Genomic DNA, 15658 nt, shown 5'->3' with positions numbered 1-15658 from the left:
TCTTCACAATGAAATAAAATAAAGTTTCATAAGTGTATTAAAAATGTATATCGAAAAACTAAGTTTTCCCTTTTTATTATTTTTATGGTATAAAATAAGTCCGATTATTAGTTTTTTTAGTCAATTTTTCTGTCATTAAAAATAGCTGTACCAAAAAGGAGTGGCCCCTTTTGATACAGCTTCTTTACTTAATTATTATTGGATTACACCACAAGCAATTCTTGCCCCTGAATTGCCAGCAGGATCTGTCTTATAGTCATCCGCCGCTTCATGAATAACAAGCGCACTGCCGTCTTCATCAAACAATGAATTTTCCATATTCTTTTGTAAAGTTATGCCTTCAGCTATAAATGTTAAATCCACAGTACCGTCTTCCCCTATTTCAAGATTTGGTAAGTCACCTAAATGATAGCCTTTCGGATTCAGTTTTCCATGCTCTTTTTTCGTTGGATTAAAATGCCCACCAGCTGATTCAAACGTCGGTGGTTCACATTTCCCTACTGTATGAATATGAATACCGTGCGTTCCTGACGGTAACCCCGTTAATGCTAACGTCATCATGACACCATTGTCCTCTTCTTGAAAATATGCATTCCCATAGCTTTCATTATTTGAACCGATGACTTTTGCGGTTGCCGTTAATGGGGAGTTAGAATTAGAGTTGGGATTGGATTGTGAATTGGCATTTACCGCTACTTCTTTCTCACTCTTATCAAAAAAATTACAGCCACCGACAAATACTGTTAACGACATGATTAATATAGTTATTTTTTTCATATAAATACCTCCTCTATTTCTGATGGTACCCATCTCAACACATAGTTATGCAATTTAAATGCGTGATTTTCTCGCGCATACGAAGCAAAAGCCTCATTTTTTCTTGCCAGAAAGGTCTCAGAATGCTAAGGATTCTGAAACCTTTTGATTTTTTCTGTCCAGAGGGAGGTTCTTTCTGTTACCTGAGCGCTTCTTTCCGTTACCCGAGCAATTCCCTTCACTATCCGAGCAGTCCGCTTCACTACCTAGTGGAAATCAATAAGTCGTATTCATCCATATTTCTTGTAAAAGTAAAAAGACTGTAGACAAACTCTCGAACATTTTCGAGTTTGTCTACAGTCTGAGGTATCTCATATCGATTAGGAGATACCTCGCTTTACAATCTTTAATCTAAAATTTTTACAGTAACTGTTCGGACACCCCAATTTCGAGCTTGTCCATCTGAAGGAATGAAGACATCAATTTTATTGCCTTTGATTGCTCCACCAGTATCAGCTGCGATTGCTTCTCCATACCCTTCTACCCAGACCTTAGTTCCAAGAGGAATAACACGTGGGTCGACAGCGATTACTTTTAATCCAGGGTTAGATCGTATGTCGGTGCCATTTGCTGTAATGCCTGAGCATCCTTCACAATAAGCTGTATAAGCAGTCGCGCGCATTGTATAAGTTTGCCCTGACGCATTTGCTGGTGCGCTCTTTGCTGTAGTGGTTGAGGTTGCAGCAGAAGTCGCAGCAGGTTTCTTATATGTGCTCACGGCAGTTTTGGGCTTTGCCGCTGAGGCTTTGATGGCTAATAATTCGCCTGCGTAAATCCCATCTGATGAAAGATTATTCCACTCTTTTAATTCTTCCACTGTTACATCGTAGACAAGTGCAAGGGTAAATAATGTGTCGCCATATTCAATAAGATGGTTATCTTTTGTAGATTCTTCTTCTTTCTCGACCTTCTCTTCATTCAAATAATCCTGATCCGGATAGATCCAAATCGAATCAATTTCGTTTAGCTGTTGCAACTCAGCTATACTCAAATTGTACTCCCGTGAGATTCCCCACAATGCGTCGCCCGTTTTCACACTATTTACTCCCTCTGCAGACGAGGGACTTGCAAACATACTTACGCCAAGTGTCAAGGCTACAGCTAAAGCTATTGCTTGTTTCTTCATATTAAGTAATACCTCCATTTTTTATATTTCCTGCAATCTCCTACTAGCACATTAGCGTTAGGCTCATATATGCAAGCAGCTATTTAAATTGCAACTAAACAATACAGGACAATGGACCTGATATTACAAATTATTACTATAAAAACGGAAAAATATACAATATCAATCATATTTTTAGCAATTCAAGCAATTTTATGGAAAAAATTCTTCAAAAAACATCCCCTAATACCATCATGATAAAGTTGGAAATTCGGTGTTTTTAACCGATAATAGGAAAAAGGAGGAATGTGAATAGATTAACGTAATGTGAGGTAACAGGTTATGAAGAGCTATAACAAATTTCACAAAAAAGTGGACGGCATAATGCACTTAAATTAACTACATCAGTTACTGTCGATTTATTAATAGCGATGACTCAACCACAAGCTGCTGCACATCCTTACTAAGCAGTAATTAGTAAAGTTTCAAGTTAAAAATTTGAATTTTAAGCACTATTGATTAAAAATTAATGAGGTAACATGCATATTATTTGAAAGTTGGTGTCCGTCTGTGATTAGAGTAATAATAATGGACGATGAACCATTAGCTCTTATTAACATGGAAAAAAGGTTAAAAGAATTTGATTCAATTGAAATCGTTAAATCCTTTACAACCTTAAACGATTTGCTTAACGAGGGACCAACATTGGATATTCAAGTAGCATTTTTAGATGTTGAAATGCCTGGTATGAACGGCTTAGAAATTGCTCAATTATTAAAACAGTGGCATAAGAATATCTATATCATTTTTGTTACAGCGTATCGTGATTATGCTGTTCAAGCATTTGAGATTCAATCCCTCGACTATTTATTAAAACCCATTTCCAAATCTAGATTAGAGACAACAATAAACAGAATACAAGAACTCTTCCAGCACGAAAAAACATTGCTTCCCGCACAAAAAAATACTGAGCCATCTCTTCAAATACAATGCTTTGGAGGGTTTAATGTCTCCTTTAATAATAAAATTGTTCACTGGCGCACTGCGAAGACAAAGGAATTGTTTGCCTTTCTTTTTTCAAATCTTTATAGTCATATACCTCGAGATACCATTATCGATGCGCTATGGGCGGAGACAGAATATAAAAAGGCTAGAGTACAATTGCATACAACCATTTCCTATTTACGTACCACTCTTTCCGCTTTAGGTTATGTAAATGTGCTCCATTATACAAATGGGTGTTACACTTTGCAGTTAGAAAATTTTCAATGCGATGCGCTTGACTTAGAGCAATTATTGAAACAAAAGGAAGTGACAGGGGCGCTTGATATAGAATTAGCGGAGAAGTTTATTCAAAATCATCATCATGGTGATTATATGGCGACATTAGATTATCCTTGGATTAACAATAAAGCGAATTTCTTTAACAACCTATTTACAATCTTACTGAGTTTTTTAGTCGAACATTATACAGCTACATATGCCGTAAAAAAACGAGAACTAACCTTACTACTATCTTTAGATTTTAGTCCTTATTCAGATAACATCATACAACAGCTTCTTCAGCATTATATAGAAGTAGATAATCGCGCAAATGCTATACGAATATACAATACATTTAGAAGTAACTTGAAGACAGACCTAGGCATTCTACCAAACCAAGATACTGTCGAATTATTCAATACTATTTCCGAAGAATAAATAACATGAAGTAGCTGTCGTTTAAATAGTTGTGATTCAAAGACAGCTACTGCTAATGTTTGTCGCTTTGCAATTAAATCGTTGTATCAGAAAATTCCTTAACTGCACAAATACAATTCCTTCCTGACTGCTTCGCCTCATATAAAGCTTGATCCGCAATGGCAATCATTTGTTTAGGCGTTTTTACTGTTGGTGTAAATGCAGTAATTCCCGCTGACAGAGTAACCGGATGCCCCAAAGAATTCTCTGCCAAAGCTTGTTTAACACGTAAATTCTCAGCTATCTCTACAGCTTCTTCTATTGAAGTGGATGGTAAAATAATCATAAACTCTTCTCCACCGTAGCGAAAACAAATTCCATGTTTATTTACACTTTCCTGCATATTGTTTGCAAAAGCTTTTAATACTTCATCACCAACCGTATGGCCATATGTATCGTTTACACTTTTAAAGTCATCTAAATCTATTAAAACAATTGTATGCGGTACTTTATTTGTAAATAGTTCACTTAATACTTGATCCATACTCCTGCGATTTGGAATTCCTGTTAATGAATCCAGCTTTAATTGATTACTTAACTCCGCTATATGATTTCTAGAATCTGATAACGTATTTAGCACAGCATTTTTTAAGTGATGCGCTTCCAAATACCAGTCATCGATTTCCTCTAAACGTTGCATGTCCCCTCCCCCCTCTATACCAGTTACAAGACCTTTTAGAGGACGGACAATCTTTATGGCAAACCATAGTATGAATGCAAATACGATTAATAAAGATAGGAACACAGTGAATATTATCTTTTTAAAAAAGACATTAAATGAAACGACTTTATCTTCGAGTAAACGATTAGCCGCTTGTTCAAACAGTGCCTCCGATTCGATACTTTTAAGAGAGTCTTGCATTGCCTCATGTCCATAATCTTTTGTGATTTTAGAAATTTCCTTTCTATACCCCTCTTGCATATCACGATTATTTTCTATAAGAATTTCGTTAAAACTTCGATAGCTGCTCCAAATACTTATACTAGTTGTAGCGAGTACGCTAACCATCATAATACTAACGATTAAAAACGATACTTTGAATTTTGACACAATAGATCAATTCTCCCATGAGATGATTTTTTTGTGAAACCCTATTTACTTGTTTCAACTTAAATTTTATTTATATATTTAATACAACATCATACGGCAAACTTCTTAAAAAAAACTTAACAAGTGATAGATTAGCCTCTTTCTATAAAATATTAATAAATCAAAAAGAACTACAGCCTCCCATTAAATCAGCAATTAGTATTAGTAGAGTATTTTTTAAGAAAATTCTTATTTTCTTTTCTTATCATTCATGGCATGGTAAAAGTAACACTACTAAAATGATGTTTATTTTCTTATCCAGGAGGCATATATGTTAGCGATTAAAGAAACAACAAAACGACACCTACTCATTATTGTTTTGATATTTATTGCCCTTTCTTCCCTCCGTATACTTTGGCTAGCATATTTTTTTCCTTCTAATGATCAACCTTCTGCTCAAGAGGGCATTTTCGATATGCGAGATCAATTTTTATCGGACAACAAAGTTTTCTATTTAAATGGCGAGTGGCTTTATTATCCTGGATTATTAGTAGACACAACCAATGACAGCCATAGCAAAACTACTATCCCGTTAGATCAAGCCACTTTAACTATTCCACCGCGAGATAGTGAAGCAGTGACACAGAAATTTGGTACATACCGTTTAAAAATCTTACTAGACAAGAATGATTCTTCAGATAATCGATTTGCAATCCGTGTGCCCGCAATTTCAACAGCCTCGGCACTATACGTCAACGGCAGACTACTAGGAAAATCTGGTGAAGTCGCCACAAACCTTAACAGTCATAAAGGACAAGCTGCACCTTATACTGTCTACTTTACGGAAAAGGAATCTGAAATTGAACTACTCTTACAGGTGTCCAATTTCGATACACCAGCAGATGCTGTTATTAACAAAAGAATTTCCTTCACTTCTGTATCTGCCATGACACATTACCAAACCATCACAGAGCTATCTCTTACTACCATCTCGGTGATAATCATTATGTATGCCCTCTTTAGCATTCTTGTTTTTCTATTTATTTACCGTAAAAAGAAAGTATTACTGTTCACAATCGGCTTCCTTTTGCCATTAGCCGATGAGTTAATAACTTATGATCGTTCCATTCTTGATTGGTTACATCTCGATTATGTATGGTCTTTAAAATTGTCTAATATCGTTTACCTAGGGGCTTCCTTTTTCTTTGTACAATTTATGCGTATGCTACTTGTTAAATATCATCAAGCTATGCGCTTCCGATGGTTCTCTATTTTATATGCTCTAGGAACACTGTTAATCATTTTGTTACCTATTCATTGGTTGCACGCTGCCAATCTTCTATTCTTTATTCTTTATATTGTTTCCTTTTTATATGTTGTAGTGCTTGCTTTAAGGGAGTACGTTGAAGACCAAAAAACTTCCGCCTTTATTGCGTTTACAGCTCTTGGTACAACCAACGGAATTATATGGGGACTCATAAAATCAACCTACGTTTTAGATATTCCCTTTTATCCGTTCGATTATTTATTTATAGTTCTTGGGTTTACGGGGTATTGGTTTAAACGTTTTTATGAGAATACGCAGCAAATTAATAAGCTGATAGTTGATTTACAAAATAATAATGAATTAAAGGATGAATTTTTAACTAGTAACGCACAAAAACTGTGGAATCCGATGAATAAAATGATTACTCTCGGACAATCAATTTATGATAATCCACACAACAACCTTATTAGTGAAGATAAACAAAATTTGAAATATGTAATTGATATTGGCAGGAGCATGTCCTTTACCCTAAATGATATCCTTGATTTTACTCGGTTAAACGAAGGTAATTTATATCTCCATAAAAAAAGTGTCAGTATCCAAGGGGCTGTTTCCGGGGTTTTTGATATGCTTCGGTTTATTGCCGAAGGAAAACAAATACAGATGACTTCGACTATTTCTAGATCGTTCCCTCATGTAATAGCTGATGAAAAACGTCTGATTCAAATTCTTTTTAATCTTTTACATAATGCTATTAAATATACTGGCGCTGGATTTATAGAAATTAGCGCTTGCATAGAGAAAGATATGGCTGTAATTCATATTAGTGATTCTGGTTTAGGGATGGATGATGATATTCAAAATCGTCTATTCTCTCCTTATGAACAAGGAAATGTAGCTGATGAGGGTATCGGTATCGGCTTATTCGTTTGTAAGCAACTAATCGATATGCATGGTGGTACATTGCAAATTCAATCGATCCCGAATACTGGTTCAGATGTTATTTTCACCTTACCTCTTGCTGATGAAAGTACGGTTGTGGACGAGGCTTTGCTTATTAAAGAAGAAGAGGATTCAATGTCATCTGGACATGCGAAACAACTAGAAAAATCATGTGCATTACCTCATTTTAAAATTTTAATGGTCGATGATGATCCCGTAAATTTGAGGATAATGCGAAGTCTATTTGTATCTTCAGAATACGATATCACTACTGTCACTAGCAGTGAAAAAGCATTGGAAGCTCTACAGCAACAGAATTGGGATTTGATTATTATCGATGCAATGCTACCTTATATATCAGGCTATGCCTTGATTGAAATGATCCGCGAGCATTATACGGTACTGGAATTACCGATATTATTATTAACAGCACGTCATTATCCTGAAGATGTTTATACAGGCTTTGCTCACGGGGCCAATGATTATGTTACTAAACCCATCAATTCATTGGAATTAAAAGTACGTGCAAGAGCTTTAATTGATTTAAAATATAGCATTAGTCAACATCTGCATTTAGAAACAGCGTGGCTTCAAGCCCAAATACAGCCCCACTTTTTGTTTAATACACTGAATACGATTGCATCACTTAGTACCATTGACACAGATCGCATGATTGACTTAATGCACCACTTCGGTGAATATTTGCGTGCAAGTTTCGATGTCAGGAACCTTCAACGGGTTGTTCCACTTCAGTATGAACTAGAGCTTGTCCGCTCTTATCTTTATATTAATCAGCAGCGCTTTGAAGGCCTTTTAAAAATTGAATGGGACATTGACGAACATATTAACATCGAGATTCCCCCTATCTCCTTGCAGACATTAGTAGAAAACGCTATCCGCCACGGTGTATTAAAACAAGAAGGAGGAGGAACTGTTTGTATTTGTATTAAAGACTTTCCGGATTATGTTGCCATTAGTGTGATAGATAATGGCGTTGGTATTGATCCTAGTACATTAGCCCAATTGCAATCTGGTAGCAATCTAACAAGTACCGGTGTAGGACTTCGTAATACTGACCTACGTCTCAAAAGGATCTATGGGCAAAGATTGATTATTAATAGTAAGCCAAATGAAGGAACAGATATAACTTTCCATATTCCTAAAAATAAATTAAAGTCGAAAGCTTATTAATTTTTCAGCGCTTTTTAACTTCTTACTGCAACTTAATGAGCTGTTATCTTCTCAAATGGGTTGATAATGGCTCTTTATAATCATTCCAAGTTAAAATACTTAATATAAAACGAAAATAAATCTTTAATGGATTACAAAAAATTAGGGTACATTATTTATAAAAATACGTAAATAAAGAAAGGTCGATGGATGTGTTCAAAATATACATAATAGAAGACGATGCAAATATTTCAAAGCTGATTGTAGGACATTTATCAAAATATCAATATGAATGCTATACTGTCCAACAATTTAACCACATCGTTGAAGAATTCCAAGAAATTCAACCTCACCTTGTTGTCATGGATATCAACCTACCAACCTATGACGGTTACTTTTGGTCGCGAAAAATCCGACAACTATCAAAATGTCCCATTATTATTGTATCTGCGCGCGTAAATGATATTGATCAAGTGTATGGTATTGAAAATGGTGCTGATGATTTTATTACAAAGCCATTTTCTCTAGATGTATTGATGGCCAAAGTGAATGGCCTCATTCGCCGTACATATGGTGAGTATGCTACCTCAGATACAAATACGCTAAAGATTACGAATACTACATTAAACCCTGATACAGTTCGACTGCAAACAGCGGAACATGAAAGCTTATTAACGTTAAAAGAGATGCAGCTTAGCAAATTACTTTTTGAAGCTTATCCCAATGTTGTTCCCCGTCAAAAACTATTAAGTGCCATTTGGGATGACGTAGCCTTTGTTGAAGAAAATACTTTATCCGTTAATATTGGTCGACTTCGTAAAAAATTTGAATCTATACAATCTCATTTAGAAATAAAAACGATACGTGGCCTTGGCTACCAACTGGTGGAGGCACATGAATGAGACTCTTCTTTCAAGACCACGCCAGTGTCATCTTTCTATATGGCATAAGCTTTATATTGTTACCTTGGTTATTTCAATCACTGGATGATTTATCGACGCATTACTATTATTTTATATTTCTCGTTTGTTTCTTTTTTATCCTTTGGCTTATAGGGCGTTATTATCGACGAAGAAAATTTTATGCACATTTACAAAATGCCACGTTCACTAAAAATGAGCTACATCTGTATGAACCACAAGCATTGATAGAAAAAGCCTATAGCCAAAAACTAAGACAACTGCAGTATCTTTATTTGTCACAGCAGCAACTATTAGAGGAACAAGCGCGAGAAAAGCAACTGGTATTATCACACTTCGCCCATCAAATGAAAACGCCATTATCTGTCATTCAACTAACGATTCAATCCAGAACATATGAAGCAACTGAGCAGTCCGATTACTGGCAAACAATTCATAATGAATGCGATAAACTAACTTTTACGCTGAACCAGCTACTAACTTATGAGCGTACATCCAACCTAGTAGCTGATTTAAAAATAGAGCCTATTGTAATAAAAGGACTTGTTCAAGAGGTCGTCAATGATTTAAAAGATTATTTTATCGCTAAAGAAGTATTTCCGAAATTATCTATTGTTGACAGTGAGGTCATTTATTCCGATCGGAAATGGTTAAAGATAGTTCTTTATCAGATCGTCAATAACGCGATTAAATATAGTGAATCCGAGACCTCAATACAAATAATTTACGGTAATGCTACCTTACAAATTATAAACAGTGGAAATACCATTTTAGATAGTGAAATTTCACGTGTCTTTGACCTTTTCTATACTGGGATAAAAGGAAGAATAAGTGGTGAAGCGTCAGGCATTGGCTTGTATCTAGTTAAAAAGATTTTGGCCACATTAGAGCATCCCTTTACGCTACAATCACACAACCAAGTAACCACCTTTTCTATTGATTTTTCAAATAGCACGCAGAAATAACCCTTTAAAATGACAACTTTGTCATGTTCACGTCATAGAGCGAAATAGGTAAAAATCCGCTCCTTCTTTATACTTAAGTTATTCAATAGATGTAAGGGAGTTGTTCGGACATGAGAAAACCAATATTGCAAGTGACTAATCTACACAAAGAATATATCGGAGAAATTACGTACAAGGCGTTAAGTGGGATAAATTTCCATCTTGGTGAGCATGAATTTGTAGCAGTGATGGGCCCATCAGGTAGTGGCAAAACAACATTTTTAAATAGTGTATCAACAATTGATCGACCAACGGCAGGAGAAATTTTTATTAATAACAGAAACCCCTTTGCATTAGATGACGATGAACTCGCAAAATTTCGTCGCTCAGAATTAGGTTTTGTATTTCAGGATTTTAATCTAGTCCACACTTTAACTGTAAAAGAAAATATTTTACTGCCACTAACATTAGATAGCCTTCCCGCACCCAAAATGCAGCAACGATTAACACAGGTAACACAATTTTTAGGTATTGAGGATCTTCTAACAAAACGTATCTATGAGATTTCAGGTGGACAAAAGCAGCGTGTTGCAATTGCACGTGCTGTCATTCACGAGCCTAGTTTATTATTAGCAGATGAACCAACCGGCAACCTCGATTCGAAGGCGGTTAACGATGTAATGAGTTTATTTAGTTCGATCAATACCAACTTAAAAACGGCAATTTTAATGGTGACGCATGATCCTTATGTCGCAAGTTTCGCTAACCGAATTATTTTTATGAAAGATGGTAAATTATATAACGAAATTCATCGAGGGAATAATCGCAAACAATTTTATCAAGAGATTATGGATACATTGGCGTTCTTAGGTGGTGGCCATCATGAGCTTTAATCATATCGTGTTACAAAATATCTTACGTGACAAATGGACCTATGTATCTTATTTCCTCAGCAGTATGTTCTCAATACTCATTTTTTTCTTATTCACAGTGATTGTGTTTCATCCAAGCCTAAAAAGCCTAGACCCTGACTCAACACTTGGTATTTCATTATTATTAGCAAGCATGCTAGTATACTTATTCTCGTTTATCTATATTGCCTATTCTTTAATGGCTTTTTTAAAGAAGAAAACAAAGACTTTAGGAATTTTTATGATTACGGGTGCTTCCATGAAGCAAATCCGTACTTTAATATTTCGCGAGAATATTCTAATTGGTGTCGTTGCGATTATTGCAGCAATTATTTTCGGTCTTGTTATCACGCCACTTTTCTTAATGGGTACGAAGGTGGTGTTAAAAGCTGAGACTTTCGGTATGTACGTACCTTTTAAAGCAACAGCATTGACAGTTTGTTTATTTCTAATATTATTTATAGTTATTTCAAAAATAGTAACAAGATTTATTAATAAAGAAGCTTCCATTCAGTTATTAAAAAGTGATTCGGTTATTGAAAATCCAATCAAATCCCATTTACTATTACTCATCATCAGTGTCATTATTTCTACTACACTGATCTTTTTATTAAAGATAGATCATGGAATCATAGGAAGCCTTGGATTATTATATTACACACTATTTTTTATAAGTATTTTATTATCGATGTACCTGCTTATCTCACAGGGTATGCGTTTTCTGTTAAAAGTTTTTGAGAAATCCCCCGCCTATATTCGCAAAACAAATATGTTACTGGCATCTAATTTGAATGCAAAAATGACATCACATGCGAATATGCTTTTTTTAATCACGATTTTATTGAGTGGCGTATTTTTAAGTACAAGCATTTTATTTAGCTCATACTACAATGTTGCAAAGGACAGTGAAGCGAATTATCCATACAGTTTTCAATACATCGCTGACCCTAAAGCTGATGACAGCATGGTACAAGCTGATATTGCCTATTTAGAAAAACAATTGGGCGCAGTTGATTCAAAAAAATATGCTATAGAATTTAAATCAGATGAAGCATCTCGTATTGGCTACATGTCAGCATCCGATTATAATTTGTTACAAAAACAAGAGATTGATCTAGACAAAAATGAATTTATTGCTGTTGCAGGAAATCGAGGTATAGCGCCAATAACGAATATAGCAGATGAAAATCTAAATCATTTAAACCTGGCATATACTAATGAACAAAACTTATTAACAACAGGATTCCAGTATACGTATTTCATTGTTTCTGACACTATTTATAGTAGTGTGGACTATCCTGTCTACAAAACCTATTTGTTTGAGCTAGAACATTGGACACACCATATAGACCTAGCACATAAAATTACTAATAGCCTTCCAACCATACCAGACAAACGGTATGTATCCTCAAAAATTACCTTGTATGATTCGGAGATGTTTGTTAAAAGTGTCATGTTCTTTATCGGATTTATGTTGAGTTTAATATTCTTAAGTGCCGCCATGAGTATACTTTACTTCTATCTACAAACGACACTCATTCAAGAAAAAGATAAATATACAGGGATACGTAAGCTCGGTTTATCGAAAAAAGAATTCTCGACTGTTGTCTCAAAAGAGCTAGCAATTCTCATATTTGTGCCATTTTCAATAGCAATTCTCATATTGTTAACGGCTCTATTTACAATGCGAACAGTGGTTTCAACGGCATTTTTACAAGTTTCAATGGTTAGTTCTCTATGCTTCTTTGCTCTTTTCTTAGCTAGCTACTTCTTTATTCGCAAAAGTTATATCAAACGTTTACTTGCCTAACATGGAAAACTGTATAAAAAAATTCCGCACACTCGCGCAGACGATGTGCATTGCTCTGACAGATGCTAAAGCAACCTCGAAGTCTTACTTGGTTCGTCGTCCCACAGGCGTATGTCGGAATTTTTTTTATGTAAGAAATACTGTTATTACCTTTACCAAAGTATTGGCTTTGCAACCATTAGCCACAGCATAATAAGCAATAAGGCAATATACATCCATGCTTTGCGATGTAACTTTGATGCAAACTGTTGCTGATTGTAGGCTGGTGTATTGAATGTTCTAATAGTAGGTTTGAATGCTCGTGCCAAAAAGACAATTGAGCCAAGCATCACAAGAAATGTAAGGACTACCCATGAAGTTGTCCACGGATAACCTCCACGCCACATTAATAAAATGCCAGATGCGACTAGCACATGTCCAGCGTGTTTGACAATAGTAACAGCAGCTTGAAACGTCTCAATATACGGTGGCATTTCGGCATGCTGTGCTTTACGCATTCTTTTAACAATTGCTAAAACAACAAACAATGGCCCAATCGAAAGTATGGCACTTAAAATATGTATATAGAGAAGAAGTGAATATATCGATACCATGGTGCATACTCCCCCCTTTAATGACTCATGCTCATTATAGCACCCGAAATAGCACATACTACTAACAATTGTGAATCCTTTGTAAACGCAAAGTGAATCTTTATTAATTTGTTTGAAATATACGCAAATAGGGTATGGATTATAGTAACATGCACTTATAGAACAAAAAGGAGTGATTATTATAGGAATTCATCAATTTTTTACAAGTCTGAATGATCTAGAGCGCATTATCCGTTGCCCTGGTCGCTTCAAATTTGAGGAACATAATGTGGCAGCTCATTCGTGGAAGGTTTCTCAATACGCCATGTTTTTTGCTACACTAGAGGAGATGAATGGTGCGACTGTAAATTGGAAATCATTATATGAAAAAACCATCAATCATGATTTTGCTGAAGTATTTATCGGTGATATTAAGACACCCGTAAAACATGCAAGCCCCGAGCTTAAGCAAATGCTCGCTCATGTTGAAGATAAGATGATGGAAAAGTTTATTATCAATGAGATTCCCAAAGAGTTTCAGGCTATCTTTTTTGAGCGCATGAAGGAAGGTAAGGATGAAACACTAGAAGGACGTTTGCTCGAATTTGCCGACAAATTAGATCAATTTTACGAAGCCTTTGCTGAATTAAAACGCGGTAACACAGATTTAGAGTTTGTTCATATGTATCAAATGGCACTCTCAAAACTTTTAGCTATTCCCCTGAAAGCAACAGTTCAATATTTTCGAACTGAGATATTAAAGGATGCGGTGAAAGAGAAAACACATATTGATATTCAAGCATTAACAAATGAAGTTTTAGACGACACAATCAAATAATGTGCATGTACGAGTTTTCCGAATGAAGTGACCGACGGAAGGCTTTTTTTATTTCCTAAAAAAAGTCGTATAATAGAAGTGATCGATTGGAGGGATGCGTTTGTCACAGGAATGTTCAATTGTAGAAGATTTATTGCCTTTATATAAAAAACAAGCACTACAAGCAGATACTGTAAAATTCATTGAGCAACATATAGCTTCGTGCGCACATTGTCAGCTGTATACCTATTCACAGCCATTACCTAAACCCACTATCCCTTTTAAACAGACATTATCCTTTTTCCATGTGGTATTCATTGTACTTTCCTTTATGTTCGCTTTGAATTCATCCCTTCTTGGAAATCAACTGGGCTTTGTTGTGTCCTATGCACTGTTTGGTTGTCTTACTTATTTGTTTTATAAAGATAGTTGGATCGTTTTTGCCATTAGCTTTATCCCTGTCTTTGTATGGGCCATCATTGATAATGTAATGAATCCGCTCTATATTGGCAAAACTTCATTATCCGATATTGGTACATTGTTACTGGGTGCAACCTTTATTGCTATTTTACATACGATTTTTGCCCTGCTCGGTTCTGCGATTGCGATCATTTTGCGCAAATTTTTTAGATAAAAAGCAACTTATCTAAAAAGCTACTAGTCATGAAAATAGTTCTCCTCTGATCCGCAAGCGAACGGTAAGACGGCTATTTCAGTTTTATTTATACTAATCAGGTCCGGATAAAGCCATTCGCTACACGTGGACGAACCACTAGCCTCCTCCTTCACTATGCTTCGTGTGGGGGGCTAGCCCAGCTCGTTTTGCCGCAGGTGTCTATATATACCCCAGGAAGTCTTTTGCATTTACTTTAAAAACCTACAGAACTACAGAACGAACACATTTTACTTAAAATGATTATGAGAGCGCTTCTGGAACATAATGTGCAAATAAGCTCGCTCCTTGGACATGCGACATACAAAAACAGCATAAATAGTGCTCGAAGAGACACTGATTTTATCAGCGTACTCGCTTTTTGACATGAAAAACCACAGAAAAAATCAAAAGGCTTCGGGAATACTTTTCCTGAAACCTCTTGTCATCCATCTGAAAGAGTCACTTTCTCGACTCTTTGCTAGCTGTTGTTATAATTTTTTCACGAATTCTGATTTTAATTTCATGGCACCGAAGCCATCAATTTTGCAATCGATATTGTGATCTCCTTCAACAAGACGAATGCTCTTTACCTTTGTACCAATTTTTAATGTCGAAGAACTACCTTTTACCTTTAAGTCCTTTATGACTGTTACTGAATCGCCATCTGCTAACAGATTGCCATTTGCATCCTTCACAATCAATGTATCTGTTTCTGACTCCTGCTCTGTTAAAGTAGTACTCCACTCATGCGCGCATTCCGGGCACACAAAGTTTGATCCATCCTCATACGTATATTGTGAATTACATTTCGGACAATTTGGATAAGCTGCCATTTCCGCTTCCTCCCTTTACTTTTTGCTAGGTAAATCCTATATATGCTCCTATCTTTACATACTTAGTGCTATTACGCAAAGGTTGTTCGTATTTTCTGTTCGTATTTGTGAAAAATATATGAAGCA

Annotated in this window: 13 protein-coding genes; 8 read left to right on the top strand and 5 right to left on the bottom strand. The window is 35.6% G+C overall.

What is annotated here, in order from left to right; genetic code table 11:
• Positions 1-195 precede the first annotated feature (195 nt).
• Both ACOMCU_RS06500 and ACOMCU_RS06495 read right to left on the bottom strand, forming a co-directional pair.
• Positions 196-777 carry a superoxide dismutase family protein gene (locus ACOMCU_RS06500; protein WP_010857744.1) on the bottom strand — a complete coding sequence of 194 codons (582 nt, stop codon included), beginning with the start codon at positions 775-777 and terminating at the stop codon, positions 196-198.
• A gap of 385 nt (positions 778-1162) precedes the next feature.
• Entirely contained in the window at positions 1163-1942 is a 780-nt protein-coding gene (locus ACOMCU_RS06495; protein ID WP_010857743.1) for a LysM peptidoglycan-binding and 3D domain-containing protein, read from the bottom strand.
• Positions 1943-2509: 567 nt separating this feature from the next.
• Between ACOMCU_RS06495 and ACOMCU_RS06490 the strand changes: the two genes are divergently transcribed.
• Complete coding sequence (locus tag ACOMCU_RS06490) at positions 2510-3622, top strand: response regulator (protein WP_421049715.1); 1113 nt, start codon at positions 2510-2512, stop codon at positions 3620-3622.
• Positions 3623-3695: 73 nt separating this feature from the next.
• Here ACOMCU_RS06490 and ACOMCU_RS06485 read toward each other — a convergent pair whose 3' ends face one another.
• The gene (locus ACOMCU_RS06485) at positions 3696-4712 is read right to left on the bottom strand and encodes a GGDEF domain-containing protein (RefSeq protein ID WP_421049714.1); all 1017 of its coding nucleotides are present in this window, start codon (positions 4710-4712) and stop codon (positions 3696-3698) included.
• A 310-nt stretch (positions 4713-5022) separates the two neighbouring features.
• Between ACOMCU_RS06485 and ACOMCU_RS06480 the strand changes: the two genes are divergently transcribed.
• From ACOMCU_RS06480 to ACOMCU_RS06460, 5 genes are all read left to right on the top strand, one after another.
• Positions 5023-8091 (top strand): ATP-binding protein, encoded by a 3069-nt coding sequence (locus ACOMCU_RS06480; RefSeq protein ID WP_421049713.1) that lies wholly within the window; start codon positions 5023-5025, stop codon positions 8089-8091.
• Between the two features lie 191 nt (positions 8092-8282).
• A complete protein-coding gene (locus ACOMCU_RS06475; RefSeq protein ID WP_421049712.1) occupies positions 8283-8972 on the top strand; it encodes a response regulator in 690 nt (229 codons plus the stop codon).
• Positions 8969-9955, top strand: coding sequence for a sensor histidine kinase (locus ACOMCU_RS06470; RefSeq protein ID WP_421049711.1), 987 nt, complete (start codon positions 8969-8971; stop codon positions 9953-9955). Before ACOMCU_RS06475 ends, ACOMCU_RS06470 begins: the two co-directional genes overlap by 4 nt.
• 110 nt (positions 9956-10065) lie before the next feature.
• Positions 10066-10827: an ABC transporter ATP-binding protein gene (locus tag ACOMCU_RS06465; protein WP_421049710.1), complete on the top strand. Its 762-nt coding sequence runs from the start codon at positions 10066-10068 to the stop codon at positions 10825-10827.
• Positions 10817-12655, top strand: a complete 1839-nt coding sequence (locus ACOMCU_RS06460; RefSeq protein ID WP_421049709.1) for an FtsX-like permease family protein — start codon at positions 10817-10819, stop codon at positions 12653-12655. The genes ACOMCU_RS06465 and ACOMCU_RS06460 overlap by 11 nt, the downstream gene beginning before the upstream one ends.
• A 152-nt stretch (positions 12656-12807) precedes the next feature.
• On the opposite strand, the gene ACOMCU_RS06455 is transcribed toward ACOMCU_RS06460, so the two are convergent.
• Entirely contained in the window at positions 12808-13248 is a 441-nt protein-coding gene (locus ACOMCU_RS06455; RefSeq protein WP_010857735.1) for a DUF2269 family protein, read from the bottom strand.
• A 172-nt stretch (positions 13249-13420) separates the two neighbouring features.
• Here ACOMCU_RS06455 and ACOMCU_RS06450 point away from each other — a divergent pair, with 172 nt between their 5' ends.
• Both ACOMCU_RS06450 and ACOMCU_RS06445 read left to right on the top strand, forming a co-directional pair.
• Entirely contained in the window at positions 13421-14065 is a 645-nt protein-coding gene (locus ACOMCU_RS06450; protein ID WP_080647619.1) for a YfbR-like 5'-deoxynucleotidase, read from the top strand.
• Positions 14066-14159: 94 nt separating this feature from the next.
• On the top strand, positions 14160-14678 hold the full coding sequence (locus tag ACOMCU_RS06445; protein WP_421049708.1) for a zf-HC2 domain-containing protein: 519 nt from the start codon (positions 14160-14162) through the stop codon (positions 14676-14678).
• A gap of 509 nt (positions 14679-15187) precedes the next feature.
• Here ACOMCU_RS06445 and ACOMCU_RS06440 read toward each other — a convergent pair.
• Positions 15188-15532 carry a zinc ribbon domain-containing protein YjdM gene (locus ACOMCU_RS06440; RefSeq protein WP_219364617.1) on the bottom strand — a complete coding sequence of 115 codons (345 nt, stop codon included), beginning with the start codon at positions 15530-15532 and terminating at the stop codon, positions 15188-15190.
• Positions 15533-15658 lie beyond the last annotated feature (126 nt).

The organism is Lysinibacillus sp. UGB7 (assembly GCF_049058285.1).
Classification (GTDB): Bacteria; Bacillota; Bacilli; order Bacillales_A; family Planococcaceae; genus Lysinibacillus; species Lysinibacillus sphaericus_B.
The sequence above is the reverse complement of the archived record's forward strand: the minus strand, read 5'-3'. Positions and strand labels throughout refer to the sequence as shown.

Bases quoted from the DNA above. Each gene is read 5' to 3' on its own strand.
- ACOMCU_RS06465 (WP_421049710.1), top strand. From the start codon at position 10,066: ATGAGAAAACCAATATTGCAAGTGACTAATCTACACAAAGAATATATC.
- ACOMCU_RS06480 (WP_421049713.1), top strand. From the start codon at position 5,023: ATGTTAGCGATTAAAGAAACAACAAAACGACACCTACTCATTATTGTT.
- ACOMCU_RS06440 (WP_219364617.1), bottom strand. From the start codon at position 15,532: ATGGCAGCTTATCCAAATTGTCCGAAATGTAATTCACAATATACGTAT.
- ACOMCU_RS06470 (WP_421049711.1), top strand. From the start codon at position 8,969: ATGAGACTCTTCTTTCAAGACCACGCCAGTGTCATCTTTCTATATGGC.
- ACOMCU_RS06445 (WP_421049708.1), top strand. From the start codon at position 14,160: ATGCGTTTGTCACAGGAATGTTCAATTGTAGAAGATTTATTGCCTTTA.
- ACOMCU_RS06460 (WP_421049709.1), top strand. From the start codon at position 10,817: ATGAGCTTTAATCATATCGTGTTACAAAATATCTTACGTGACAAATGG.
- ACOMCU_RS06455 (WP_010857735.1), bottom strand. From the start codon at position 13,248: ATGGTATCGATATATTCACTTCTTCTCTATATACATATTTTAAGTGCC.
- ACOMCU_RS06490 (WP_421049715.1), top strand. From the start codon at position 2,510: ATGGACGATGAACCATTAGCTCTTATTAACATGGAAAAAAGGTTAAAA.
- ACOMCU_RS06500 (WP_010857744.1), bottom strand. From the start codon at position 777: ATGAAAAAAATAACTATATTAATCATGTCGTTAACAGTATTTGTCGGT.
- ACOMCU_RS06495 (WP_010857743.1), bottom strand. From the start codon at position 1,942: ATGAAGAAACAAGCAATAGCTTTAGCTGTAGCCTTGACACTTGGCGTA.